Here is a 24,660-nt window from a genome sequence, read left to right as displayed (position 1 = left end):
TGTGATGGGAGTGCGGCATGCCGAAGACGACCATCGACCAGTTCGAAGGTGGTGCCGCGCTGTGTGAATGGTTTGGAGGCATTCCATCCTTTCACGATGCCACACTGAGTGAGTTGGAGCTTCGTCAGGGCGCGGCTAGCCGCATGGTCTTCAAGGCCTTCCGCATCACACCCGAAACCGATGCCGCCGGCTATTTCATCCAGGAAAAGCATGTGACGGTGACGCTCATGCTCTTTGGCCTGCAGTCTGTGCAATTGGCAGAGATCATGGAGGCCGGTATCGTTTTCTCGGTGGATTTCGAGAGGGACGATGAAGGCGTTACGTTGCTCCTGAAGGCAAGTTATGGCGCACATGGCTGCATCCGTTTTCAGGACATGGCCGTTGCATTCGAGCCCGCCATATCGTGACCGGCCCTTGACCTAGTGCAGGTGCCGAAGCTTGTCGGGATTGCGCACCACATAGATGGCGCTGACCTTGCCATCGGTAATGTCCAGCGCCGTCGTCTGCAACTCTCCATCGGCCTCGCGCGTCACAAAACCCGGCAGCCCGTTGATGAGAACCGTCCGCACCAGCGTCGAACCATGTTTTTCGAATAGCGCTGAAAGATTGCGGTGAAGCGTGAACACGTTCTCGAAACCGATCACCGGGCTCAATGCCGCATGACGCTTGCCGCCGCCATCCGAATGCAGGCTGACATCGGCCGCCAGCATTGCGCCCAGCGTCTTCATGTCACCGGTGCGTGAGGCGGTGAAGAAGGCTTGTGCCAGTTCCAGACCGCGCACCCTGTCCACCTGAAAGCGGCTGCGGGCTTCGCGCACATGCGCTCTTGCTCGCGTGGCCAGTTGGCGGCAAGCCGTGGCGTCACGCTCGATGGTGAGCGCGACTTCCTCGAAGGGGAGGCCAAAGACGTCGTGCAGCAGAAAGGCGGCGCGCTCCAGCGGCGAGAGACGTTCCAGAGCGAGCATCAGAGGTAATGTCACGTCTTCGGGCTCCTCTTCCTCCTCCACGACGGGATCAGGCAGCCAGGGGCCGAGATAGGTCTCGCGGCTGTGGCGAGCGGATTTCAGATGGTCGAGGCAGAGCCGCGTGACTGTGCGGCGCAGAAATGCTTCCGGTTCGAGCACGGCGGCGCGATCGGCCCTCATCCAGCGGATAAAGGCCTCCTGCACCATGTCCTCCGCATCGGCGACCGAGCCGAGCATGCGGTAGGCGACGCGGATCAGCCTGGGCCGCAGCGGATCGAAACTCGCTGCGGCGTCGTGCTCTGCTCGGTTGTTGCCGGGCGTTTCCATCAGGCAGCCTGAACGGCAGGTTCGATCCACAGGTCGAAACCGATCGCCAGCCGGTTCCAGCCATTGATGACATTGATCATCAGCGTCAGCTTTACCTGTTCCTCCTCCGTGAACTGGGCGGCGAGCGCCGCATAGGCGTCGGCATGGCCGTGGCCCTGCGAAAGCCGCGTCAGTGCTTCCGTCCAGCCTAGCGCAGCGCGTTCCCGATCGGAATAGCAGGGGGCTTCGCGCCATGCGGAAAGCAGGTAGATGCGCTGCTCGGTTTCGCCCTTGGCACGGGCTTCCTGCGTGTGCATGTTGATGCAGTTGGCGCAGGCATTGATCTGCGAGGAGCGGATTTTTACAAGTTCGATGAGCGACGGCTCAAGGCTCGCGGCGGCATCGACCGACACGGCCATCCACTTCTTCATCAAGGCGGGGGCGGCGGCAAAGACATCGAGTTTGGCGGTCATGGTTCGTATCCTTCTGTTGGGTTACGACATCATGACGAGCGGGCTCTGGCCGATGTGACATCCGAGCGGGATTTTTTAAAATATCGCCCGATTTTTTTAAAAGCAGGCCGGAGACCTGTCTGCGATTGCGTCAGAGGTTGTTCGCCAGCACTACGAATTCTTCCACAGAGAGCGTTTCAGCACGGCGCTGCGGGTCGATGTCCGCCTTCGCGAGTAACGCTTCTCCACCGAGCGACTTCACGCTCTGGCGCAGCATTTTGCGGCGTTGGCCGAAGGCGGCGAGCGTGACGCGCTCCAGCTTTGCGAGATCGCAAGGCAGAGGCTGCGCCTTCGGAGTCAGATGAACTACGGTGGACGTGACTTTTGGTGGCGGTGAGAAGGCCGAGGCCGGCACGTCGAACACCATATGTGAATCCGCACGCCAGCCCGACAGTACGCCGAGGCGGCCGTAATGATTGTCGTTCTCGCGTGCGACGATACGCTGGCCGACTTCCTTCTGGAACATCAGCGTCAGCGATTGCCAGAAGGGCGGCCAATCGTTCGGCACTAGCCAATTCACCAGCAACTGTGTGCCGACATTGTAAGGTAGGTTGGCGATGATCTTTACGGGTCCGCCTTCGCCCTTTTCGGCGGCGAGTGCCGCAAAATCGGTTTGCAATGCATCGCCTTCGATTACTTCGAGGCGGCCGGGATAATAGTTTTCGACCTCGGCCAGCGCCGGCAGGCAGCGGCTGTCGCGCTCGACGGCGACCACCTTTTTCGCGCCGAGTGCCAGGATGGAGCGCGTCAGGCCTCCGGGCCCGGGCCCGACCTCGAATACAGTCACACCTTCCAGAGAACCTGCCGAACGGGCGATCTTCTGGGTGAGGTTGAGGTCGAACAGAAAATTCTGGCCAAGTGACTTCTTGGCGGCAAGGTCGAACCGCTGGATGACGTCACGAAGGGGCGGCAGGCCGTCGAGTGTGGCCATGGTTATGCGTTTCCGGAATGCTGGGCCAGTTCGCTGGCAAGTTTCAGAGCGGCGACCAGGCTGGTCTCACGGGCGATGCCCTGGCCGGCAAGGCCGAAGGCGGTGCCGTGGTCGGGCGAGGTACGAATGAAGGGCAGGCCGAGCGTGACATTGACCGAATCGTCGAAGCCGAGCGCCTTGGCCGGAATCAGCGCCTGATCATGATACATGCAGATCGCCACGTCATAGCGGCCACGTGCCTCGTCATGGAACATCGTGTCGGCGGGCAGGGGGCCGAAAGCGTTGATGCCTTCGGCGCGCAGTGCAGAAATCGCCAACGTGATGATGTCACGGTCCTCCACGCCCATCGTGCCGTCTTCGCCCGCATGCGGGTTAAGGCCGGCAACGGCAAGGCGTGGGCTGGCGATACCGAAGCGGTTTTTCAGATCAGCATGCGTGACGCGGCAGGTTTCCACGATCAGGTCGTGCGTGAGCGCGGAAGGGACGTCCTTGAGCGGGATATGAATGGTGACCGGAATGGCGCGCAATTTCGGCCCTGCCAGCATCATCACCGGCAAAACGGCGCGACCGGTGGCGGACTGTGCCAGTTCGGCCAGGAATTCAGTATGGCCGGGAAACTTGAAGCCGGATTCGTACAGAACCGATTTTGCGATCGGGTTGGTCACCACGGCCGCCGTTTCGCCGGAAAGGGTTAGGCGCACGGCTGTTTCTATCGCGGAAATCGTGGAGGCGGCGCTCGCCACTTGGGGCTGGCCGGCAGCGACGTCAAAGCCAACAAGGATCGGCAGAACTGGAAGAGAGTCCTGAAATATGCCGGCGGCTGATCCGGCATCCGTTTCGCGGATTGGCACATCTACGCCAAGCAGACGTGCGCGTGTGGTGAGCACAACGGGGTCACCGATATAGAGAAAAGGATGCAGGCCATGTTGATTGCGCAGCGACCACGCCGCAAGCGCGATGTCCGGGCCAATACCGGCGGGATCGCCCTGTGTCAGTGCGAGAGGGCGATCGATCTTTGTCATTCTGCTTGGGCCTGCGTCTGATGGAAATGATCAGGGGTAGGAAATCTGGGCCTTGCTGCGAAGTTCCTCGACATATTTCTTGTCGTTCGGATCTTCTCCGGTCTTTTCCGCCTTGATCAGGTCTTCTGCACGGAAGACCACTTCTGCGGCCACGTCATCGGAAACCTGTCGCTCGCTGCAGATCGCCAGGAATTCGACACCTTTTTCGGTGGCGCGCGGCTCGGTCGTTCCACCGGATGCCTTTTCAACGAACGGCTTCCAGTCCGCGGGCAATTCCGGCAGCATGATGCGGCCAAGCGGCTTTACCGACACGTCGAGCATGGTGGCTGCAAATGTCTTGGCCTGTTCGCAGCCCGGGAATTTCGAGCGTGACGCCTTGGCTTCAGCCATGCGCTTTCCGAGGATCGACTTGCGCTTGGCTTCCGGCACAACGAAGATGATCTGCTGCAGAACATATTCGGTCGTTACCGGCTTCTGGCCGCCTTCGGCCATGCGCTTGACCAGTTCTTCATTCGACATGCGGCCACTGCGACCACCGGCGAAACGGGCGTTAACCACACGCGGCCAGCTCATCTGTACCGCAATGAAAGACTTGAAGTGTTCAACGCCGACGCCAGCCTGGTTGAGAACCTGGCCCATCTGTTGCGGCGACATCTTGTTGCTGGCGGCAAATCGCGCGAACGACCGGTCGACGTCATCGGTGCTGACCGACATCTTGACGCGGGCAACTTCCTCACGCTTCAGGACTTCGTCGATGAGCTGTTCGCGAGCGATCTTTTTCGTGTCGCCCTTGGCGCGCTGAAGGCGCAAGAAAGCGGCACGGCGCGTCACGTCGTTGGAGGTGATCGGCACCTTGTTCACGACGGCTGCAATCTCGCTTGCCGCCTGCGCAGTGGTCATTGCCGGCTCGATGACGACCGAAGCCGCCAGCACCGCGAATGCCGTCATCGTTGTCCGCAAGGCTCGACCAGCGATCATATGCCATCCCTTTCACGCTTATGCGGGCCGCCAGCCCGTGAGCGACCCCATATCACAACAGCGACCCGATTGTACAACGCATGCGGCGAAACAATGGCGCTTCGCCGCACGATCGTGTGTTCATCGATCAATTGGTGTCGTCGAGATCCGTCGATCCGATCTGAATGTCGCCGAGCGTCCTGAATGTCAGGCGCGCCGTGATGGCCCAGTCACTTGCTGTCGTGCTGTTGGGCTCGTCACTATAGGCGACTGTGAAGATCGTGCATTCGTCCGCATAGGTGAAGCCCAATGCGCGACGGATCACTTCCTCATCCTTGAGGTCCCAGGTTGCCGTACCGGCAACCGACCAGTTCTCGTTGACGCGGACGCTGGCTGCAGACTGCAGATATTCACCGGAGTTCACTGCGCCGTAATCCGGCTGCGGCTCGATCTGGGTATAGATCATGCTGGCCGAAAAACGCGGCTGCGAGTAGCTGACCGATGCATCGGTACGCTGCAGATCGAAGTCACGGTTGTCGAAACGGCCCTGCGCCGCCAAGGTCAGGCCCTGCGGCAGGTCGACTGCGGCCATGGCGACATAGTCCGACGTATCGGTTTCGAGGCCCGAATAGGCGCCGGCATTGACCAGATCAGCGCTGGCATAGGAGTTTTCGCCGGCCAGATGGTAGGACTGGCCGAAAATGCCGCGCAGGCCGATGCCGTTGTCGAACGAACCGGTATAACGCACGCCGACATTGGCACGGGTGCCGCCTTCGATGCGGTCGTAACCGGAGAACTTGTCGCGCTCGAACAGATTGCTGGCGTCATACACCATGCTCTGCGCGTCTTCGTTCGGCAGGCCGCCGGCTTTCTGTTCATCGTTTCGAACGAACAACTGCGCGATCGGCTCGATCACATGGCTGCTGTTCGCCGTCGTCATCAGGATCGGATAGCGGGCTTCGAGGCCGAGTGTAGCCATGTAACGCGACGCCGCACCGGAATCGTCAAAGTCGCCAGCGTAATTGACACCATTCAAATCCGGCGACGAAGCCGTATGACGACCAAGGTCGCCACGCAATGCGGCCAATGGGGTCAGCAGCAGGCCGCTTTCCATATTGTAGGTGCGCTTCCACTCAACTTCCGTGGTGAAACGGCTATAGCTGCCGTTCAGGCCGCGGAAACGCGGTACGTTGCTGCCGGGTTCGAGGTAAAAGTCGCTGTTGCGGCGCGAGATATTGGTCAGGTTCATCCGCACCGAAAGTTCGCCGCCAGCCACCGGTTCCGGTGCAATATACTGGTAGTCGAACGACGGATAGACGATCGCTTGTCTGCGTTCGGTATCCGAGTTGTCAGGCAAATCCTGAATGTCGAAATAATAGGCGCTCAAGTCGAAGTAGTTGCGCTCGCCGAGGCCGCGCAGATACACTTCGTTGGTATAAACGTCTTCGTTGACACCTTCCAGATCGTAGGTGTTGGAGAAGTTGTTATCGGTCTGAAGCATGGCCTTCCAGCCGAACGTCCAGCGCGGGTTGATCTCGAACTTGCCTTCGCTTGCGACCATCAGGCGTTCGTCATTGTTGCGGTCGGCAGTGCCGGCATCGAATGCGCCGGAATCCTTCTGGTCAATCCAGCCGAATCGCAGAATGTGTGAGCCCGTTTCGAAGCGGTTGCGCACTTCACCCTGCAGCAGCAGGCCCTGATTGGAATAATAAGTCGGGCTGAGTGTCGCATCCATGCTCGGCGAGAAGACATGGTAATAAGGTACGGTCAGACCGAAGCCGAGCTTGTCGTCCATACTCATGCGAGGGAACAGAAAACCCGACTTGCGCTCGACGGTGTGGTCCGGAACTTCGATGAAAGGCAGGAAGCCGATCGGCATGCCAAACAGTTCGAAACGGGCGTTTTCGAGCCTGATCGTCTTCTTCTGGCCGTTCTGGATGACGCGTTGCGCCTTGACCTGCCAGAGCGGTGCCTTGCCGGGCTTGGCGACGCAGGGCAGACAGGCGGTATAGACGCCGTTGTGCAGGACCATCAGGTCACCCGGCAGGCGTTCGGCGCTTTCGCCGGCCATGCGGGTATTGTCCGGGGTCTCGACGCGCAGCGTATTGATGAAACCCTGGCCGAAATCGTCGGTCACATCAAGCTGATCAGCGTAAACGCGATTGCCCTCTGGATCGATCAGTTCGATATCGCCATTGGCCATGACGCGACCGGTAGCCTGATCGTATTCGACCCGCTGGGCCACCATGCGGTAGCGGTTGTAATAGATCTGCACACCGCCAACGGCGGTGACCTTCTGAGCATCCTTGTTATAGGTGAGCTCGTTCGACCGCAGCAGCATCTTTGCGCCGTCGGCAGCCTCAGGGGCGAGGGAAGGGGTCTGCGCATGTGAAATAGTCGGGGGAGCAATGGCGATTGCGCACACGGCCACGCCTTTCAGCAGGGCCATGCAAAGCCGTCTGATATTCCCGCGGTCTGTTACCGCCACTAGCCATCCTCCTGATGAAGCAGAATTGTTGCCCCCAACGCCATGGCCACGATTACTGGAATCCAGACAGCGACGAAAGGAGGAACCACCCCGCTGCTACCGAATGCCTTCACGAGTACCGTGACGACATAAAGCACGAAGCCGCAAACTATGCCACCGAGAATCACCGAGCGAGACTGCGCTATACGGCTAAATTTCAGGGAAACGGTAGAAGCGATTAGCGTCATTGCCACCAGAAGCAGAGGCAGGGACAGCAGGGAGTGAAATTGAGTTTCGAGGCCCTTGGTTGAAATTCCGAAGGAGCGTGCGATCTCGATTTTGGCCGAAAGGTCAAAAAAGGCAACGTTTTCGGGCTTCTCAAGGCTCTCCTGAAGAAATTCCTGTTTAATATTGGTTCGAACCTGTGCCGTCTCGATACGCGCAGGCGGCGCGTCGGATCTGGTCTCTAGCACATTGTTAAGAAGCCAGTAACCATTTTCCAACTTAGCGGTCGCGGCGTCCTGTCTCAAGATGACACGGGCGTCCTTGTCAAAGTGGAACAGAACAACGTCGACCATGGTCAATGTGTCCTGCTGGAAGCTTTTGGCGCCAATGATCGTATCGTCGCCGTCGCTGATCTGGCGGATCCACGGCAGGAAGTTTGATGCGCGGGCCTGGCCACTCGTTTCTCGCCAGGTCGATTCGAGCGATGTCGACTGTTTCAGTCCCCAGGCGGAGAGGGGGCTGATCACACCGACGGTAAAGATACCGAGCAGGAACGCGCCGGCCACGAACGGCATGGCGAACTGCCAGACGGACAGGCCGGCGGCACGTGTGACCACCAGTTCCGAACGGCGATTAAGCGCGATCAGCGTCGTCATGCCGATGAACAGCGACAGCGTCGGGATGGTCTGCTGCAGGATCGACGGCACGCGCATCGCGGTCATGCCGAGCGCGCCATACAGCGTGTAGCTCGCCAGCGCCGACATGCGGCGATTGGTTTCGCTGAAATCGGCAAGGAAGATGATCGCTGACACGCCGAGGAAAAACCACATGGCGGTGATCAGGTAGCGTTTGAAGAAATAACGGCCGAGCGTGGAAAACAGCATCATGCGCCTCCCGTCTTGGAGCGCATTGCCGTAATTCGCCGCGAAAGCTTGCCATAGACATTGGCGACAGCGTCATTCCAGGCGTTGGGCAATTTCATCTGCCGCTGGCTCAGCAATAGGTAGATGGCAAAGAGGCCCGGCACCACCGCCGGCGCATAGATCATCCACATATTGGCATTGGTGTTCTTGGCCAGATTGGTCAGCGAGAAACCGAGCCAGCGCATGGCGAAGGCGATGATCAACGCAAGCACCATGGGGTGCAGACGGGCGCGGCGGTGCGAGCGTGCGCCGCCGACGATGACCAGGGCAATCAACGCGTAGGAGAGCGGATAAATCCAGTCCGACAGGCGACGATGCAGCTCGGAATGGAAGTTGCCGGGTGATTCCATGTAATGTTTGTCGGTCGGATCGGGCTTCAGCAGGAAGTCGAGATTGCGATCTCCGGCATAAACCGGCGCTCGCCCGGTCGATTCAGCCATCGATGACAGGTCGAAGGCGTAGGACACGAACTTGATTACGGAGACACGACCGTCCGGCGTCTTGCGGTGAACCTCACCATTGCGCATCGTCAGCGTCGTGCCGGCGTCGTCGATCGAGCCTTCCCGCGCATAATAGATCATCTCGAAATTGGGATCGCGATAATCGACGAGGAAAAGGCCCAGCAGGATTCGGCCGGAGTGGCGCTCCGATATCTGGACGTAGAGGCCCTTCTCGATGCTGCGGAAGGTCTTTTCCTCGATCACCGATCCAAGAAGGTCGGCATAGGCTTCCGCGACCATTTCGCGTGCTTTGACGCGAGCCGGCGGCTCGATGAAATTGGTAATCACGAAAGAGAACAGCGCCGTCAGTGTCGCGAGCAGCAGCACGGGCTTGTAGAGCACGGAACGTGGCGACCCGGCGGCGTCGATCACCGGCAGTTCCGAATCGTTGTTCATCGCGTTGAGCGTCTGGGTGATGCCGATCACCAGCGCAAACGGCATGACGACCGGAATGATGGTCGGCAGGATGAAGGATGCGAGCGTGGCGAAAGAGCCGATCGATTGACCGGTGTCGGTCACAAGATTGATTCGTCCCAGCACCTGGATCGTCCAGATGATCGCCAGGATCGGCAGCAGCGTTGCCAGAAACATCTGGAATGTTCGCCGCAATATGTAAAACTCGATAAGCTTCATGCCGACCTGATGATGACTCGTTACGCCTGTCAGCGTCGCCAAGCTCTACGAGATTAAGACGCTCATGGCGACAGCCAACCGTTCACAAAACTGTCGAATGGGCACGTTTTTTTTCGGCCTGTGTCATTTCGAAATAAGCCGTGACACCTGCATACACAACGGCCGACGAAAGGAAGCCCAGAAGCGCGTCCGAAAAGTAATGTCCGCCAAACGACACGCGTAATGCCGGTGAAATAAGGGTGACGATGATGAGGGGCGGCGCCACAAGCGGTCTGAACTGTGCCGGCACGAAAACGATCAGGCACGCGACCCAGCCTGCACCGGCGGCTTCTCCTGATATGAACGAGCAGTTGTTGTAGCAGGATCCGTCAAAAGAACCGGCAGCGGCGAACAGCTTGTCGCCGCCGAACATGTCTGTTTCATAGGGACGTGGCCGCCCGGAGACAGATTTCAGGATGAGATTAACCAGCAGATAAGGTCCGGTGACCAGGGTCACCAGCGCAATCCAGCATTGTTTTGTACGATTGGCGCAATAGGTCGCGCCGTGATGCTGCAGGTTTCGGACAAGCACGATGAGAACAACGACTGCAAAAAAGACCGGCATGTAAAAAAGAATGCGCCGTCCAAGTTGGAGCAGGGCGTCTGCCGAACGCGGAAATTCTCCGCATATCCGTCCGGGCAGATCGCTGTTCAGGCACGAGAATTCATAAAAGAAGGTGTTGGCGATCGCTATGTCGATCTGCGGAACGGCATGGAACAGGGCCAGCAAGCAGAACCAGATCGTCAAGAGAACGAGGAACCAGCCCCTGGCACCGACAATCCATGGGTTGACTGCCCCTGTTGGCGTGGAAAGGGCAGCCACCAATCGCTTCGCCTGTGCGTGCTCCATGCGTCCCCGGTCATGGTTATATGGTCGCCTCTTCTCATATTAGCTGCTAGTTGGGGTTGATGACAACATTGAGACGGTGGTGTCTGTATAGGCCCGGTAAATTCGCTGCGTGACCATCTTGCATCGCTTGCCTAAAAGGCCATGATCCGACCTTTGTCGGCGCCTAGACATGTTAAGCGACCTGTCATTTCAATATTACGTTCCGGAGAAGATATGTCCGTCAAGTATCAGATATCATTTGCCAAAGCCGTTAAATCCGAAGGCGGATCAGCCATTCTTCTCAAAATGGCCGGTGATCAGTCGCCAGCAGGCATTTCTGATGCCGATCCTGTCGGCGTCTATACCAGGGCTGCCAATGTTGCCGAATTCACCGGCAAGACGATGAGTGTTCTCGATATCGTTGCGCCGCACGGTTCGCCTTTTGATAGAATCACGGTCATCGGACTGGGCAAGCAGGCGGCGCTCATCGACCACGACTGGCTGCGTGCCGGTGGTGTGGCTGCTGCCACCATCAAAACGGCTTCCAGGGCTTCCGTTTTTGTCGATGTCCCCGGCGTCGAGGTGACGGGAGAAAGAGCCGCAGCTGTGGCCCTCGGCATGCTTTTGCGCGCCTATAGCTTCGACAACTACAAGACCACGAAAAAGGATGAGGACGAAAAGGCGATCAAGACCGTGAACGTGACTATCGTCACGGCCGATCCGGCTGCCGCCAAGTCTGCCTTTGTGGCCGCGCAGGCCGTGGCCGATGGCGTCAATCTTGCCCGTGAACTCGTCAACCTGCCGCCCAACGTGCTTGGCCCCGTCGAATTTGCCGGCAAGGCGAAGGACCTGGAAAAGCTCGGCGTCGAAGTGGAAATCCTCACCGAGAAGGAAATGAAGAAGCTCGGCATGGGTGCGCTGCTCGGTGTTGCTCAAGGCTCGGTCAAGCCGCCGCGCATCGCCGTCATGCACTGGAAAGGCGGAAAATCCAAGGAACAGCCGGTCGCCTTCATCGGCAAGGGCGTCACCTTCGATACCGGTGGCATCTCGATCAAGCCGGGCGCCAGCATGGAAGACATGAAGGGTGACATGGGCGGTGCTGCTGCCGTCACCGGCCTGATGCACACCCTTGCTGCCCGCAAGGCCAAGGTCAACGCGATCGGCATTATCGGCCTTGTCGAAAATATGCCGGATGGCAACGCCCAGCGTCCGGGTGATATCGTCACCTCGATGTCTGGCCAGACCATCGAGATCATCAACACCGACGCTGAAGGTCGCCTCGTTCTCTGCGATGCGCTCTGGTATGTTAAGGAAACCTACAAGCCGCGCTTCATGATCAATCTGGCGACGCTGACCGGCGCCATTCTGGTGGCTCTCGGCAATCTGCATGCCGGTCTGTTTTCCAACAATGACGAGCTTGCGGGCCAGCTTCTGGCGGCCGGTGACGAAACCCAGGAAAAGCTGTGGCGCATGCCGCTGTCGAAGGATTACGACAAGATCATCGACTCGCGTTTCGCCGACATGAAAAACAGCGGTGGCCGCCATGCCGGTTCGATCACCGCCGCCCAGTTCCTGGCACGCTTTGTTGGAGATACGCCGTGGGCGCACCTCGATATCGCCGGCACCGCCATGGGTTCGCCATCCAGCGAAATCAACCAGTCCTGGGGTTCGGGTTACGGTGTGCGTCTGCTAGACCAGCTCGTGCGCACAAATTTCGAAGCCTGATTCCATGACTGATGTCCTGTTCTACCACCTGACCGATTCGAAGCTGGAAGAGGCACTGCCGTCTCTTCTGGAAAAGAGCGTCGAGCGCGGCTGGAAAGTGGTGGTGCAGACCAGAGCCGAGGCGCGTCGGGATTTTCTCGACGCGCATTTGTGGACATTTCGCGATGACAGTTTTCTGCCGCATGGTACCGATGCGGGCGAATTGGCAGAGGCGCAGCCGGTGCTGATCACGGCGGAAGACGGCAATGCGAATGGCGCCTCTGTGCGCTTCATCGTCGACGGCGCGGAGCCGCCGCCGCTAGATGGTTATGAACGCGTCGTCTTCATGTTCGATGGTTATGATACCGAACAGCTTGAGGGCGCTCGTGCTCAGTGGAAACAGCTGAAGGGCGCCGGTCACGCGCTGACCTACTGGCAGCAGCAGGAAGGCCGCTGGGTGAAAAAGGCGTGAAGGCTTCGCATTTGCATTGAGGCTATTGCCCGGCGCGTGCGAGTGGAAAATCAGGATTGCTTCGGCTCACCGAGCCAAAGTTCTATATTGCCAGGCTTCAGCTTCGGGCCTTTCCAAAACGTATAGTCTTCGACCTTCACATCACCATTTGGCAATCCGGCTTCGGTGATCAGCTGATTTGAAAGATTGGCTATCCGTCGCGCTTCGGCCTCATCTTCCGGATTGTAGAAACGAACGACCCGAAAACGTGTGTTGTTCATGGGCTCGTTGTCGATGTCCGGCACTATGATGCCGCTTGTTCTGAGCTTTTCGGCAATATCGTTGGCGGTGTCTTTTTCTATCTGATTATACTGAAAGAACAAAACAGTGCGTGTGAGATTGTTATTGATTGCAGAACTTGTCGCTTCGGAGTGTGCCGCAACGCGGCTTGCCGAAGCGATGACCGCCGAATTGGCTGTGGACTGATTGCCTGCCTCTGCAAGCCGTGCGACCGCGTTTGCGAGCTCTTCCACCCGGGTGTTGAGCGCTTTCAACTGCTCCGGAAATCCGGCCTCGCGTTCGTCGTCGCCAACCGAATTGCGCAATTGAATGCGGTTGTTTTCCACAACCTTGCTCAATTCCGCTGACTTGGTGGACAATGTTGCGAGGTTGGTCTCGGCGCTTTCCAGGCTGATTTGCAATTTCGCAAGGATGGGTTTGACGGTCTCTGTCTGATTTTGCAGTTTCACCAGGCTGGTGTTGACCGCATCCGACATCAGGTCTGACTTGCTGAGATCCAGTTTCAGTTTACCGGTCAAAGTCTCGAGGTCGGCGCGTGTTCCTGCGACATAGGTCTCCAGCTTGCCTTTGGAATCCGCAATGACCGTATCAAACCCCTTATTGGCACGGTCTTCGATATGCGACAGCAGATTGTAGCCCGTCAGGCCCAAAACGGCTGCAACCGCAGCACCAGCCACGGCGTATGCCTTGAAAAGAGAGCCTTTCAGATTGCTCTCGATACGCTCGCGCAGCCTGCGCTCGATCAGCTCGAAATCTTTTTCATCGTCGGTCATCATCGTCCCCCCGAAGAAGATAAGGCCTCGACATAAAACTAAACCATAGGAGGTGTTTTGCAACTGCAAAAGCCACCTGTGGTTTCTTTTTGTCTGTCTTCAGTTTGAAGACGTAACCCCGATCGCTCTGCGGGAGGAAAATTCAACGACGTTATAACGAGCGCTGTTTGATCGCAGATACCTGCCTCACCCCTTCATGATCGTCTCGCGCAAAAAGCTGTGGCCGAGAGCCTGTCTTTCAGCCATCTCCGTACTGTCTCCTGCGCCGCCATGGCCGCCCGATCCGAATTCACGGAAATACGGTTTGTGCCCTGCCTCGATGAGGCGATTGGCAAAACGACGTGCATGCGAAGGGTGCACGCGGTCGTCATTGGTGGAGCTTTCGATATAGACCGGCGGATAGCTGATCTCGTCGCCAGGTTTTACCTGATGCAAAGGCGAATAAGTCAGCATCGCCTCCAGTTCTTCAGGCACTTCCGGATTGCCATATTCGTCCATCCAGGCCTTGCCAGAGGGGAAAAGGTGGAATCGAGACATGTCGATGACCGGGACCGAGGTCCAGACCGCGCCGAAATCATCCGGGTAGAGGGTTAGCATGACCGAGGTTAGCAGGCCGCCATTGCTGCCGCCGTTGCAGGCGATGCGTGACGGTTTCGAATAGCCGCGTTCGACGAGGTCGCGCGCCACCGCGACAAAATCCTCGAATGCCTTGTGGCGACCCTTGCCCTTGGCGACCTTGTGCCAGTCCGGCCCCAGTTCGCCACCGCCGCGGATATAGGCCTGCACGAAACCGCCCCCTTCGGTAAGCCATTGCCCGTAGGCGCCGGAATAGACGGGTGACAGGGACACTTCGAAACCGCCATAGGCATACATCAGGATGGGCAGTTCACCCTTCGTCCAGTTTTTCGGAAGCACGATGTGATAGGGCACTTTGGTGCCATCCTCCGAGATCGCTTCCAGCAGCTCGGACTGCATGCCGTCTGCGTCGAAGAAGGCGGGGGAGGAGCCGATCGGCACCATTTCCGGCTCGACGGCATGGTTTCTCAGGTCCAGCCTGTAGGCCGTCGAGGGCAGAAGAAACCCCTGTCCGATGACGGTCAGGATTTCCTCGCCCAGCGTCAGGTCGGCGTCGAGCAGGCGATAGCTGATGCTCTGCAAGCCTTCCGGCAGAACCAGTTCTCGTGGCTCGGCATCCGGTTTTGTGAGGTCAACCAGAAACAGTCTCGGCCGCATGCGATCGCTGACCATGAACACCACCCAGCTTTTCAGTACGGAAAACTGTGAAACCGATTGCCCGTCCTTCGGCGAAAACAGCACGCGGGCTTTGCCGAGTGGTTCGGCTTCGAAAGGCGAGAATTCCTGCAGGATCAGACTGCCGGTCGGATAGCGTTCGTCCGTTTTGGCATGCCAGACGGCGTGGCTGTGGTTGAGGTCGACATCCACTTCGGTCGGCAGGTCGAGGCGGCGAAGATTGCCTTCAATGTCGCGGATCTCGATGGCGATCTGGCCGATATAGACAATGCGCGAGTAGATCTCGATCTTGCGCTCATCGGGTTTGCCGCCCCAGAACGCCGGATCGATGAAGCCGGCCGTGCCGGTAATGTCGTCCTTGTCGGCTTCGAAAAGTATGGGAGCGTCTTTCGGCTCGGTGCCGCGTTTCAGCGCTTTGGCAATGCGGGGCCAGCCGGAGCGTGTGGCGGAATTTTCGTCGATCGAACCGAAATAGGCGATTTCGTCAGGTGCAATCCAGCTGGCATGCGCGCGGGTTGCCGGCGTGTCGAAACCGCCCTCGACGAAAGTCTTGGTTTCCGTATCGAATTCCAGAAGCCGCACCTGATCCGAGCCGCCATCGGACAGGATCAGCAGAACGCGGGTCGGTTCATAAGGGGAGGTGACGGCGCCGGAATAAATCCAGCGTTTGCCTTCCCGGGCGCAAAAGGCATCGAAATCGAGCACCGTTTCCCACGCCGCTTCCGGCTTTGGTTCCTGACCAACCGGTAGACGCCGCCAAAGGCCTAGCGGGTTGTCCTTGGACCGGTGGAAATCGAACAGCCACTTACCGCGCCGTGTCGGCACGATCAGTCTGTCCTCGCGCTCGATCATGGCTTTCAGCGCATCGCGATCCTTCTCGAATTCTGGCGTCCTGAATGTTTCGTCAAACTGTTCGTTGCGATCGGCAACGAAGGCGAGCGTCTTCGGGTCGTTGTCGTTTTCGAGATACAGATCCATAAAAGGCCTCCTCTGGCATGAGGCCTTACCTAGGCATGGTGTTGGAGTGAGGCAACCCTTCCGGTCGTCATGTCGCCCGGGCTTGCCGCGAGCACCTGCGCCGGCTGGTATTTGCAGGGCGGCGTCAGATCCGTGGGAAAACCCGGGTCAGACCCGAGGGCAGGGGGTGGCGATTGGTTCGCTTTAGCCCGCCATCGCCTCTTCATATTCGGAGGAAAGCATCAGCCATTCCTCTTCGGCGCTGGAAAGCTTTGCCGCCGCCTCGCCGCGTTCCTTGGCCTTCTGAGCTGCCTTGGCGGGCGCCTTTTCATAGAGCGCCGGGTCCGCAAGTTCTTTATCAAGACCTGAGATCAGCTTCTCAAGCTTAGCCGTCAAGGCTTCGATTTCGTTGATCTTTTTCTTGAGCGGTGCCAGCGAAGCCCGTTTTTCCGCATTCGCCTTGCGTTGGTCGGCCTTGTTGACCTGCTCGTCGGCGGCCTGCGGCTTGTCGTCTTTCTTGCGGCCGGCGGCGATGATCAGGTCGCGATATTCCTCAAGGTCTCCCTCGAACGATTTGACCGTCCCCTCGTTGACAAGCCACAGCCGGTCCACGGTTGCCTCGATCAGGTGACGGTCGTGGGAAATCAGGATGACGGCACCGTCATAATCGTTCAGTGCCTCGATCAGGGCGCGGCGGCTGTCGATGTCGAGATGGTTGGTAGGCTCATCGAGGATAAGCAGGTTCGGCGCGTGGAAGGCGGCAAGGCCCATCAGCAGGCGGGCCTTTTCGCCACCGGAGAGATCCTTGGCGGCGGTCGCCATTTTTTCGGTCGCCAGACCCATCTGCGCGACGCGGGCGCGCACCTGCGCTTCCGGCGCCTGCGGCATCAGCCGGCGCACATGGTCGACCGGCGTCTCGTTGGGGATCAGGTCATCCAGCTGGTGCTGGGCAAAAAAGCCGATCGACAGGGAGGGCGGCAGCTTCATCTCGCCGGATTCCGTCTGCAGGCGGCCGGAAATCAGCTTGGCGAAGGTGGATTTGCCGTTGCCGTTGGAGCCGAGCAGGGCGATACGGTCGTCATTGTCGATGCGCAGGCTGATGTTTTTCAGGATCGGCTTGCCCGGCTCGTAGCCGACCGAGCCCTTGCTGATCGCCACGATCGGCGAGGCCGGGATCTTTTCCGGCTTCGGAAAACTGATCGGCTGGACATGATCCTCGATGACTGCCGCCACCGTGCCCATGCGCTCCAGCGCCTTGACGCGGCTCTGTGCCTGTTTGGCCTTCGTGGCCTTGGCCTTGAAGCGATCAATGAAGCTTTGCAGGTGTTTGCGCGCGGCATCGTTCTTTGCCTTGGCCTTCATCTGCAATTCGTCGGCTTCCGCCTTCTGCCGCTCGAACTGGTCGTAATTGCCGCGATAGAAGGTCAGCTTCTGCTGGTGAAGATGCACGATCGAATTGACCGCGTTGTTCAGCATGTCGCGGTCGTGGGAAATCACGATGACCGTGTGCGGATAACGCCGCACATAGTCCTCCAGCCACATCGTGCCTTCGAGATCGAGATAGTTGGTCGGTTCGTCGAGCAGCAGCAGGTCCGGTTCTGCGAATAGCACTGCGGCAAGTGCCACGCGCATGCGCCAGCCGCCGGAAAAGGAGGAGGCGGGGCGCAACTGCGCTTCGGCATTGAAGCCGAGACCGGCCAGAATGCTGGCGGCGCGCGCTTCCGCCGAATGGGCATCAATATCGACAAGCCGCATCTGGATTTCGGCAATGCGGTTCGGATCGGTCGCCGTTTCGGCTTCGGCCAGAAGCGCTGTGCGCTCCTTGTCGGCGGCCATGACGATGGTGATGAGCGAATCTTCCGTGCCCGGCGCTTCCTGCGCCACCTGGCCGATACGCGCATTTTTAGGGATCGTCACCGATCCGCTTTCCGCCACCAGATCGCCGGTGACGACGCGAAAGAGCGTCGATTTACCGGCGCCGTTACGGCCGATAAGGCCCACTTTCGCGCCCGCCGGAAGCGAGACGCTGGCGTGGTCGAGGAGAAGGCGGCCGGCAATGCGGGCGGAGAGGTCCGATATCGTGATCATGGCGGCGGTTTTGGCTGAAACCGCCGGGCCTGACAAGACGTCATGACAAAGTGATTTTAAGCGCGTGCCGTGCGTGCCACAGCCTTGCCGCCGCCGATCACCACCGGCTGGCGTGGATTGGCAAGCGCGCTGTCCAGCGCCACGGCGGCGCGGCTGCGCAATTCCTGCGGCGAATGGGCGTCGTCGGTCAGCGCAACCCCGATCGACAATTCCATCGGCATCACGGCCGGTTTATTGTCGTCGGAAATAAGCTGCAGCCCGGTGATGATCGAATTGTTCAGCCGATCCGCAATGGCGCCGACGCTTTCCTGGCCGACATTATCGAACAGGAAGGCAAATTCGCGCGGGCCGATGCGGGCGACGAAATCGTTCTTCTTGATGGTGTTGCGGAAAATCGAGGCCGATTTTTTCAGGACACGATTGCCAACGGTTTCGTTCGGCACCTGCGTGATATCGAACAACCGATTGAGCGACACGAGGAAGAGGGCCGTGCGTCGTCCTTCCGCCGTTGCCGAATAAAGGCCTTCCATCCGCTCGGACAGCGCGATGTGGTTCGGCAGCGATGTCAGCCGGTCGCGCAGGGAAGCTTCGCGGGCCGAAGACGTTGCCTTTTCGCTGGCGGCCAGTTTTTCCGCGCTGGTTTTCAGCGCCGTCGTCAATTCGCTCTCGGCGGTCATCGCCTCGCTGATCGAACTCGTCAGATATTCGATCTCGGAAAGCACGTCGGAAATCTTGCCATGTCCATCGCTGCGCAGGCTGCGCGCCACGGATTCGAGCGCTCGGGCAAAGGTCTGCTTCTGGGAAACGCCACGCGCGACTTTTTCGGACAGGCCCGCAATCAGCTCGATATCCTGCTTGCGGGTGACGTGTGCGGAAAGGCCCATGAACGATGGAAGACGGTGACGAAGGCCGATCTCATCGAGCAGGATCTGCGTCGGAGCCGTCGTCAAACCCATCACTTCACGGGTCAGCGCTGCATCGCCGCCGGTGATCGCCTCATGAAACAGTTCATAATTGCGCGGCAGTCCGGCCACGTCCATACGTGCCATCTGCTGGCTCACCGCGAGCAATATCCTGTTCTTCGGTGCCGTCTTTGCTGCCTCTGCCGACATGCCTGTCTCTCGGTTCTCGTGTCATGCGTGTGAAATTCATTAAAATACACGAGTTTTAACATCTCCTGAAAAACGTGACTGCCACTTGGATCGAGGGTTAACAGTGCGTGGACGGGCAACCGGAAAATCCCCTTAGCCATTGTGTGAATGGTTGACATGAAAAATCCTGACTGGATTTTTCATGTCGTCTGCGCTCCCATGCTGCGAGATAAAAGGAGGGGACGATCATGACACGCATTCTCTACACTCTGAGCGGCAGCGACCATGAACGACCGTTTTCGCCGCACTCTTGGAAAGTGGTGATGGCGCTTGCCCACAAGGGGCTGGATTTCATCGAAAAGCCGACGGCCTTTACCGCCATTCCGGCATTGGAAAACGGACTTTCAAAAACCGTGCCGATCCTGCGTGATGGCGAAAAGCTGGTGAGCGACAGTTTCGATATCGCTCTTTATCTCGAACAGACCTATCCTGATCGCGCGACCCTGTTTGGCGGCGAGGGTGGCCAGGCGCTCTCTCGTTTTATCGAGCGCTTCTCGCAATCCATTGTCCATCCTGCGGTCACGGCGATTGCCGTTTCAGACATCCACGACATGCTGGCCGACGAGGATCAGCGCTATTTCCGCAGCAGCCGAGAAGCCTTGCTTGGCCGCACGCTGGAGGAAATGCGCACCGGCCGCGAAATCGCCATCGCCGCCTTCGCGCCCAAACTCGAGCCGCTGCGGCAGATGCTGAAATACCAGCCCTTTATCGGCGGGGAAGGCCCGCTGTTTGCCGATTACATCCTGTTCGGCGCGCTGCAATGGATGCGTATCACCGCCGGTGCCGATGTTTTCAAGCCGGGTGATCCGGTTTCGAGCTGGTTCGAACGCTGCCTTGACCTTCATCAAGGGCTCGGTCGGCGTGTGACAGCCGCATGAATTTGGCGCCCACCGGATGAACAATGACGCGAACCCCCTTGTTTCCGGCGCTTGGGGCGGGTAAACACCGCCCACTTTTCCGCAACACACAAGGACCAGAGACATGGCGATTGAACGCACCTTCTCGATGATCAAGCCGGACGCAACCAAGCGCAACCTGACCGGCGCCATCACCAAGGTATTCGAAGACAACGGCCTGCGCATCATCGCCTCCAAGCGCGTATGGATGTCGACCCGCGAAGCCGAAGGCTTTTACGCCGTTCACAAGGAACGCCCGTTCTTCGGCGAACTGGTTGAAGGCATGACGTCTGGCCCGACCATCGTTCAGGTTCTGGAAGGCGAAGGCGCCATCCTGAAGAACCGCGAAATCATGGGCGCAACCAACCCGGCCAACGCCGACGAAGGCACGATCCGCAAGCAGTTCGCCCTGTCGATCGGCGAAAACTCGGTTCACGGTTCGGACGCTCCGGAAACCGCCGCCCAGGAAATCGCCTACTGGTTCGCAGAAACCGAAATCGTCGGCTGATTGCCGGATTTCAGGTTTTGAACTAAACGGAAAAGCCGGTGCGTGAGCGCCGGCTTTTTCATTTCGAGCAATCGTCGGCGTTGCGCAAATCGGCAGTTCCGTCAGCCTTGAAAACCTCCGGGTTGGGGGCGTAACCGGGGCCGATCACCAAGGGTTTCGACGGCAGCACCGTCTGGTCGAGATCGGAGGTGATGCTGGTGTCGATCTGCTGCAGCAGTTTTCCCGAACCGTCGAGAATGCGGATCGTCACCGCATAGGCGTGGTCTTTCATAACGCAATGCAGATGCTGGCTTTCGAGGGTGATCCTGTCATCGATCGAAAAGATTTTTTCCCGTATTGCCAGCGCATCGCCGCCGTGCGGGTTTTCGAAGACGGCTTCGGCAATGCTGCCCTCGGGGATACGTCCCGTCTTGCGCAACGTGACAAGGTAACTCGCGGTCGCAACCCGGTAGTTGAACACAAAGATCCGCCCGGACAGTTCGACCAGCTTTTCGTCGGTCTCCCGCTGGCATCCGCCGATCGCGGCAAAAGCCAAGATGAACGCGCAGAACCGCATGAACGAGAAGGTATGACGCATCAGAGGTCTCCCGGCCTGTGGCGCTCGTAAAAACGTTTTGCCTTGGTGCGGTTGCCGCAGACCGCCATGTCGCACCACATGCGGCTGCGGTTCTTGCTGCGGTCGATGAACAGCCAGCCGCAATGGCCACAGATTTTCAGCCGATCGATGGTCGTGGTGTCGAGAAGGCGAAGGGCCGAATGGGCGGTTGCGGCCTCGAGGGATTTCGGTTTGGGGCCGCGCAATGTGCCGGCTATGTTTTCGAGAAGATCAGCCAGCATTGCATCCGTCTGCCGGCCTTCTGTCTTGGCGCGAAAATATGAGTCGATGACCTCGCGCAGTCGCAAGAATGGCGCTTGGCCATCCTTCTCTACCGGCTCCAGCGCTCCGAACATGGCGCACTCAGCGGAAAACGCATGCGCCGCCGCCGGAAATGCCGCGAGCTGGGCGGGATCGGCAAAGCGATCGACGCTGCGTTCCGGGTCGAAGCGCAGGATGACGCTGTTGGCGACGTCGAGCGCCAGCGCCCCGCCGGCAAAACGGTGTTGTGTCCATGTAAAGTCCATATCGGCAGTATAACTGGTAAAAGCGGTTTTACCAGTTATACTGATGGACAGGAGGAGCCATGGTCTACCTGTTGCAGCAGATTGCCAATGCCGTGCCGCTAGCCTCGCTTTATGCGGCGCTGGCCTTCGGTTATGCGATCGCTTTTGCTGTTACCCACCGTGCCGATCTGACCTATGGTGCGCTCTTCGCTTTTTCCGGCCATCTCCTTCTGCTCGGCACGCATTTTGGCTGGAACCGTCTCTGGCTGGTTCTGCCCGCTGCGCTTTCGCTTGGCGCCTTTCTGGCGCTGGTGGGCGGGCTGGCTATCGCGGCGTTGGTCGGCCGGCATGTGCAGCTGCCGCTCAAGCACATCGCCCCGAATGCGCTGATCGTCGCTTCGCTCGGTATCGTGCTGGTCTTGATGGAGGCGGCACGCCTTGTCGCCGGCAGTCGCGAACTGTGGCTGTCGCCGTTTCTCAATCAACCGCTGTCATTGCCTCTCGGCGCAACGGCGACGATAACATTGACGCTGATCCAGCTGATCAATGCCGCCATCCTGCTGCTGCTGATCGCGCTCGGTCATTTGGTGCTGGTGAAACACCGCGCCGGCCGTATCTGGCGGGCGGTGTCGGATGATGCACATGCGGCCGAATTATTGGGTGTCGATGCCGGTCGTGCCTTCGTTCTTGCTTATGTGGCGGCGGCTTTCTACGCCTGTGCCGGTGGCATCCTGTCCACCGCCTATTACGGCACGATGGATTTTGGCGCGGGCCTGCTGTTCGGGTTGAAGGTGGTGTTGATCGCGGCGGCCGGCGGACATGCGCATCCGTTGCGCGCGGCCTGCGGTGCGGCGCTGATCGGTCTGGCGGAAACGCTGTGGAGCGGTTACGGGCCGATCCTGTGGCGTGATCTTGTGGTGGTTTCGGCTCTGGTCGTGGTTCTGGTCTTCAGCCGGAAGGAAAGAGTGGTGCCCTGAAGCTTACGCCCACTTGTCCCGTGCGCTGTCATCGGCGTCCTTTGCCGCCACCCAGTCGCGTGCCTTGCCATCCTTGCCATGTTCCTTTTTCCAGAACGGCGCGGACGTCTTCAGAAAATCCATGACAAAATTGGCGCCGTCGAACGCGGCCTGGCGATGTGGCGATGCGGCGATGACCAGCACGATGTTTTCGCCCGGTGCGATCTTGCCGTAACGATGCACGGCGGTCAGGCCCATCAGGTTAAAACGTTCGATGGCAAGCGCGGCGATGCGGAGCATCTCGGCCTCGGCCATACCGGGATAATGTTCCAGTTCCAGCGCCGAGAGTGTGTTCTGTTCTCCACGGCAGAGGCCGACGAAGGAGACGACCGCGCCGATGTCCGTGCGGCCCGACGTCAGGGCGTCGATTTCGGATTGCAGGTCGAAGTCGTGGGATTGGACACGGATGGTTGGGGTAGGGGATGTCATCATCGTCTCCGTGGCCTTGGGTCGGGTATGCCGCACCGTATCCCGGCCCTTCGCTTTGGCTCAGGGCGTTCGGCGCTGAAATCGATTCACTGGATCGATTTCTCCGGCTTTGCCGGACCGCGCCTCACCCACCCGTCATCGGTGGAAAGATGCCGATTTCCCGCGCGTCGGCAATCGGCTCGTCATGCTCGACATGTTCCTGGTTGATGGCAACGCGGATCACATCCGGATATTCCAGCGCCGCCGCGTAACCGTCACCCAACGTTTTCAGATAGGCGAGAAGATCGCCGGCCGTCACCACATGCGCCGGCAGCTCAAGCTCTTCTTCCGGCTTGTCAATGCGCTCGCGCACCCAGGCGAAATAGACGAGCTTGACCATCACTCTTCCACGATATGTTTGAGACCGGCGCGAAAATAGTCATAGCCGGTGTAGAAGGTCAGGATTGCCGCCACCCAGAGAAGTGTGAGACCGATTTCGGTCGTGTAGGGCAGGTACGCTTCGCCGGCAGGACCGGCGAGAAGGAAGGCGATCGATACCATCTGGATCGTAGTTTTCCACTTGGCGATCTGCGTCACCGGCACGGCCACTTTCAGCGCTGCCAGATATTCGCGCAGGCCGGAAACAAGGATCTCGCGGCACAGGATGGTGATCGCTGCCCACAGCGACCAGCCGGCAATCGTCTGATCGGCAGCCAGAAGTAGAAGCACGGCAGCGACCAGCAGCTTATCGGCGATCGGATCGAGCATGCGGCCGATATTGGACGTCTGGTTCCAGATGCGGGCGAGATAACCGTCGAGATAATCGGTGATCGAGGCGACGACAAAAATCCAGAAACCGGCCCAGCGGGCGAAATCCGAACTTTCGAGTTTACCCTCGACGAAGAAACAGAGAACGATCAGCGGCACGGCAATGATGCGCGCATAGGTCAGGAGATTGGGGATGCTGTATGCGCGCGATGCCATTTTCGACCTATGCTCGGAGGTTTGCCCCTAGTTGATGGTTCGAAGGCCCAGCGTCAACATGCTTTCGCGGCTTTTTTACAGACGATTGCGTCATCTGCCGCATTTGGCCCCGCTACGAGTGAAGCATCTGGCGACGGTCTCGAACCACTCATCCTGATAATCGCAGACGGCATCGGGCAAGGCAGTCTGCTTTCCATCGCGGAAAAGCCGAGCCCTGTGGGCTAACAAGGTTTCCAGAGCGCTAACCTTGCCGTTAGTCCTCTGTTAACCATGTTTCAAAATGGCACAGGCTGTGCCGCAATCATTTCCCATCCTTGTGCGTTCATTAGTCACCTTCAACAAGGGGAGACCGGACATGAACACGATCCGTCACACGGTATTGGTGGTCGAGGACGAAGCGCTCATCCGATTTGCGGTGGCCGACGCTCTCGAAGATGCAGGTTATGATGTGCTGGAGGCCGCCAGCGTGCTGGAGGCCATCGGACAACTTGGGTTGAACGAGGATATCGATCTTGTCGTCACTGATGTCGACATGCCAGGTGCGTTGAGCGGTATCGATCTGGCAAAAATGATCAGCGAATGCGCGCCGCATATCGGCGTCATCGTTTCGTCTGCTCGTTGCGGTGAAGAGCTGACGGATATTCCGCCGACTGCCCACTGCCTGCCGAAGCCTTGCACGGCTGCCAAAATGCTTTCCACCGTTGAAAACATGCTGAAGGGCAGGGCGCTCGTCGGCGATGAAAGCTTTCGCCGACGAGCTTGA

The 24,660-nt window shown here is 58.9% G+C and carries 25 protein-coding genes; 7 read left to right on the top strand and 18 right to left on the bottom strand.

Annotated features, from left to right (window positions below):
• Nucleotides 1–17 precede the first annotated feature (17 nt).
• A complete protein-coding gene (locus GAO09_RS20340; protein ID WP_153356628.1) occupies nt 18–407 on the top strand; it encodes a hypothetical protein in 390 nt (129 codons plus the stop codon).
• 12 nt (nt 408–419) lie between these two features.
• On the opposite strand, the gene GAO09_RS20335 is transcribed toward GAO09_RS20340, so the two are convergent.
• The 9 genes from GAO09_RS20335 to GAO09_RS20295 form a co-directional block, all read right to left on the bottom strand.
• Entirely contained in the window at nt 420–1,292 is an 873-nt protein-coding gene (locus GAO09_RS20335) for a sigma-70 family RNA polymerase sigma factor (RefSeq protein WP_153356625.1), read from the bottom strand.
• Nucleotides 1,292–1,744 carry a carboxymuconolactone decarboxylase family protein gene (locus GAO09_RS30120; protein WP_153356622.1) on the bottom strand — a complete coding sequence of 151 codons (453 nt, stop codon included), beginning with the start codon at nt 1,742–1,744 and terminating at the stop codon, nt 1,292–1,294. Before GAO09_RS30120 ends, GAO09_RS20335 begins: the two co-directional genes overlap by 1 nt.
• A 130-nt stretch (nt 1,745–1,874) precedes the next feature.
• Complete coding sequence (gene rsmA, locus GAO09_RS20325; protein ID WP_153356619.1) at nt 1,875–2,714, bottom strand: 16S rRNA (adenine(1518)-N(6)/adenine(1519)-N(6))-dimethyltransferase RsmA; 840 nt, start codon at nt 2,712–2,714, stop codon at nt 1,875–1,877.
• Between the two features lie 2 nt (nt 2,715–2,716).
• Nucleotides 2,717–3,736, bottom strand: a complete 1,020-nt coding sequence (gene pdxA, locus GAO09_RS20320; protein WP_153356617.1) for a 4-hydroxythreonine-4-phosphate dehydrogenase PdxA — start codon at nt 3,734–3,736, stop codon at nt 2,717–2,719.
• Between the two features lie 30 nt (nt 3,737–3,766).
• Nucleotides 3,767–4,714 (bottom strand): peptidylprolyl isomerase, encoded by a 948-nt coding sequence (locus tag GAO09_RS20315; RefSeq protein WP_153356615.1) that lies wholly within the window; start codon nt 4,712–4,714, stop codon nt 3,767–3,769.
• Nucleotides 4,715–4,841: 127 nt separating this feature from the next.
• Nucleotides 4,842–7,181, bottom strand: a complete 2,340-nt coding sequence (locus tag GAO09_RS20310) for an LPS-assembly protein LptD (protein ID WP_410768534.1) — start codon at nt 7,179–7,181, stop codon at nt 4,842–4,844.
• Nucleotides 7,181–8,269: an LPS export ABC transporter permease LptG gene (lptG, locus tag GAO09_RS20305; RefSeq protein ID WP_153356745.1), complete on the bottom strand. Its 1,089-nt coding sequence runs from the start codon at nt 8,267–8,269 to the stop codon at nt 7,181–7,183. Before lptG ends, GAO09_RS20310 begins: the two co-directional genes overlap by 1 nt.
• On the bottom strand, nt 8,269–9,441 hold the full coding sequence (locus GAO09_RS20300; RefSeq protein WP_153356611.1) for an LptF/LptG family permease: 1,173 nt from the start codon (nt 9,439–9,441) through the stop codon (nt 8,269–8,271). The genes lptG and GAO09_RS20300 overlap by 1 nt, the downstream gene beginning before the upstream one ends.
• Before the next feature lie 82 nt (nt 9,442–9,523).
• On the bottom strand, nt 9,524–10,303 hold the full coding sequence (locus GAO09_RS20295) for a phosphatase PAP2 family protein (RefSeq protein WP_209018771.1): 780 nt from the start codon (nt 10,301–10,303) through the stop codon (nt 9,524–9,526).
• Nucleotides 10,304–10,543: 240 nt separating this feature from the next.
• Between GAO09_RS20295 and GAO09_RS20290 the strand changes: the two genes are divergently transcribed.
• Nucleotides 10,544–12,034 (top strand): leucyl aminopeptidase, encoded by a 1,491-nt coding sequence (locus GAO09_RS20290; protein ID WP_153356607.1) that lies wholly within the window; start codon nt 10,544–10,546, stop codon nt 12,032–12,034.
• Nucleotides 12,035–12,038: 4 nt separating this feature from the next.
• Nucleotides 12,039–12,485 (top strand): DNA polymerase III subunit chi, encoded by a 447-nt coding sequence (locus GAO09_RS20285; protein ID WP_153356605.1) that lies wholly within the window; start codon nt 12,039–12,041, stop codon nt 12,483–12,485.
• 50 nt (nt 12,486–12,535) lie between these two features.
• Here GAO09_RS20285 and GAO09_RS20280 read toward each other — a convergent pair whose 3' ends face one another.
• The 4 genes from GAO09_RS20280 to GAO09_RS20265 form a co-directional block, all read right to left on the bottom strand.
• Nucleotides 12,536–13,540: a hypothetical protein gene (locus GAO09_RS20280; protein ID WP_209018770.1), complete on the bottom strand. Its 1,005-nt coding sequence runs from the start codon at nt 13,538–13,540 to the stop codon at nt 12,536–12,538.
• 183 nt (nt 13,541–13,723) lie between these two features.
• Nucleotides 13,724–15,766 (bottom strand): prolyl oligopeptidase family serine peptidase, encoded by a 2,043-nt coding sequence (locus GAO09_RS20275; RefSeq protein WP_153356600.1) that lies wholly within the window; start codon nt 15,764–15,766, stop codon nt 13,724–13,726.
• A 183-nt stretch (nt 15,767–15,949) separates the two neighbouring features.
• A complete protein-coding gene (locus tag GAO09_RS20270) occupies nt 15,950–17,833 on the bottom strand; it encodes an ABC-F family ATP-binding cassette domain-containing protein (protein WP_153356597.1) in 1,884 nt (627 codons plus the stop codon).
• A gap of 56 nt (nt 17,834–17,889) precedes the next feature.
• On the bottom strand, nt 17,890–18,945 hold the full coding sequence (locus GAO09_RS20265) for a GGDEF domain-containing protein (RefSeq protein WP_153356595.1): 1,056 nt from the start codon (nt 18,943–18,945) through the stop codon (nt 17,890–17,892).
• A gap of 227 nt (nt 18,946–19,172) precedes the next feature.
• On the opposite strand from GAO09_RS20265, the gene GAO09_RS20260 reads away from it, so the two are divergent.
• Entirely contained in the window at nt 19,173–19,862 is a 690-nt protein-coding gene (locus GAO09_RS20260) for a glutathione S-transferase family protein (protein ID WP_153356593.1), read from the top strand.
• Between the two features lie 103 nt (nt 19,863–19,965).
• The gene (ndk, locus tag GAO09_RS20255; RefSeq protein ID WP_112728489.1) at nt 19,966–20,388 is read left to right on the top strand and encodes a nucleoside-diphosphate kinase; all 423 of its coding nucleotides are present in this window, start codon (nt 19,966–19,968) and stop codon (nt 20,386–20,388) included.
• A 58-nt stretch (nt 20,389–20,446) separates the two neighbouring features.
• Here ndk and GAO09_RS20250 read toward each other — a convergent pair whose 3' ends face one another.
• Complete coding sequence (locus GAO09_RS20250) at nt 20,447–20,944, bottom strand: hypothetical protein (RefSeq protein WP_153356742.1); 498 nt, start codon at nt 20,942–20,944, stop codon at nt 20,447–20,449.
• 20 nt (nt 20,945–20,964) lie between these two features.
• Nucleotides 20,965–21,510, bottom strand: a complete 546-nt coding sequence (locus GAO09_RS20245; RefSeq protein ID WP_153356591.1) for a CGNR zinc finger domain-containing protein — start codon at nt 21,508–21,510, stop codon at nt 20,965–20,967.
• 59 nt (nt 21,511–21,569) lie between these two features.
• Here GAO09_RS20245 and GAO09_RS20240 point away from each other — a divergent pair, with 59 nt between their 5' ends.
• The gene (locus GAO09_RS20240) at nt 21,570–22,466 is read left to right on the top strand and encodes a branched-chain amino acid ABC transporter permease (protein WP_153356589.1); all 897 of its coding nucleotides are present in this window, start codon (nt 21,570–21,572) and stop codon (nt 22,464–22,466) included.
• 3 nt (nt 22,467–22,469) lie between these two features.
• Here GAO09_RS20240 and GAO09_RS20235 read toward each other — a convergent pair whose 3' ends face one another.
• From GAO09_RS20235 to pgsA, 3 genes are all read right to left on the bottom strand, one after another.
• Nucleotides 22,470–22,934: a molybdenum cofactor biosynthesis protein MoaE gene (locus tag GAO09_RS20235; RefSeq protein ID WP_153356587.1), complete on the bottom strand. Its 465-nt coding sequence runs from the start codon at nt 22,932–22,934 to the stop codon at nt 22,470–22,472.
• Between the two features lie 124 nt (nt 22,935–23,058).
• A complete protein-coding gene (gene moaD / locus GAO09_RS20230; protein ID WP_153356585.1) occupies nt 23,059–23,313 on the bottom strand; it encodes a molybdopterin converting factor subunit 1 in 255 nt (84 codons plus the stop codon).
• Nucleotides 23,313–23,897, bottom strand: a complete 585-nt coding sequence (pgsA, locus tag GAO09_RS20225) for a CDP-diacylglycerol--glycerol-3-phosphate 3-phosphatidyltransferase (RefSeq protein WP_153356583.1) — start codon at nt 23,895–23,897, stop codon at nt 23,313–23,315. Before pgsA ends, moaD begins: the two co-directional genes overlap by 1 nt.
• A gap of 355 nt (nt 23,898–24,252) precedes the next feature.
• On the opposite strand from pgsA, the gene GAO09_RS20220 reads away from it, so the two are divergent.
• A complete protein-coding gene (locus GAO09_RS20220) occupies nt 24,253–24,660 on the top strand; it encodes a response regulator (protein ID WP_153356581.1) in 408 nt (135 codons plus the stop codon).

Source organism: Endobacterium cereale, from assembly GCF_009617585.1.
GTDB classification, from domain to species: Bacteria; Pseudomonadota; Alphaproteobacteria; order Rhizobiales; family Rhizobiaceae; genus Neorhizobium; species Neorhizobium cereale.
This window is presented reverse-complemented; position numbering and strand designations above follow the sequence as displayed.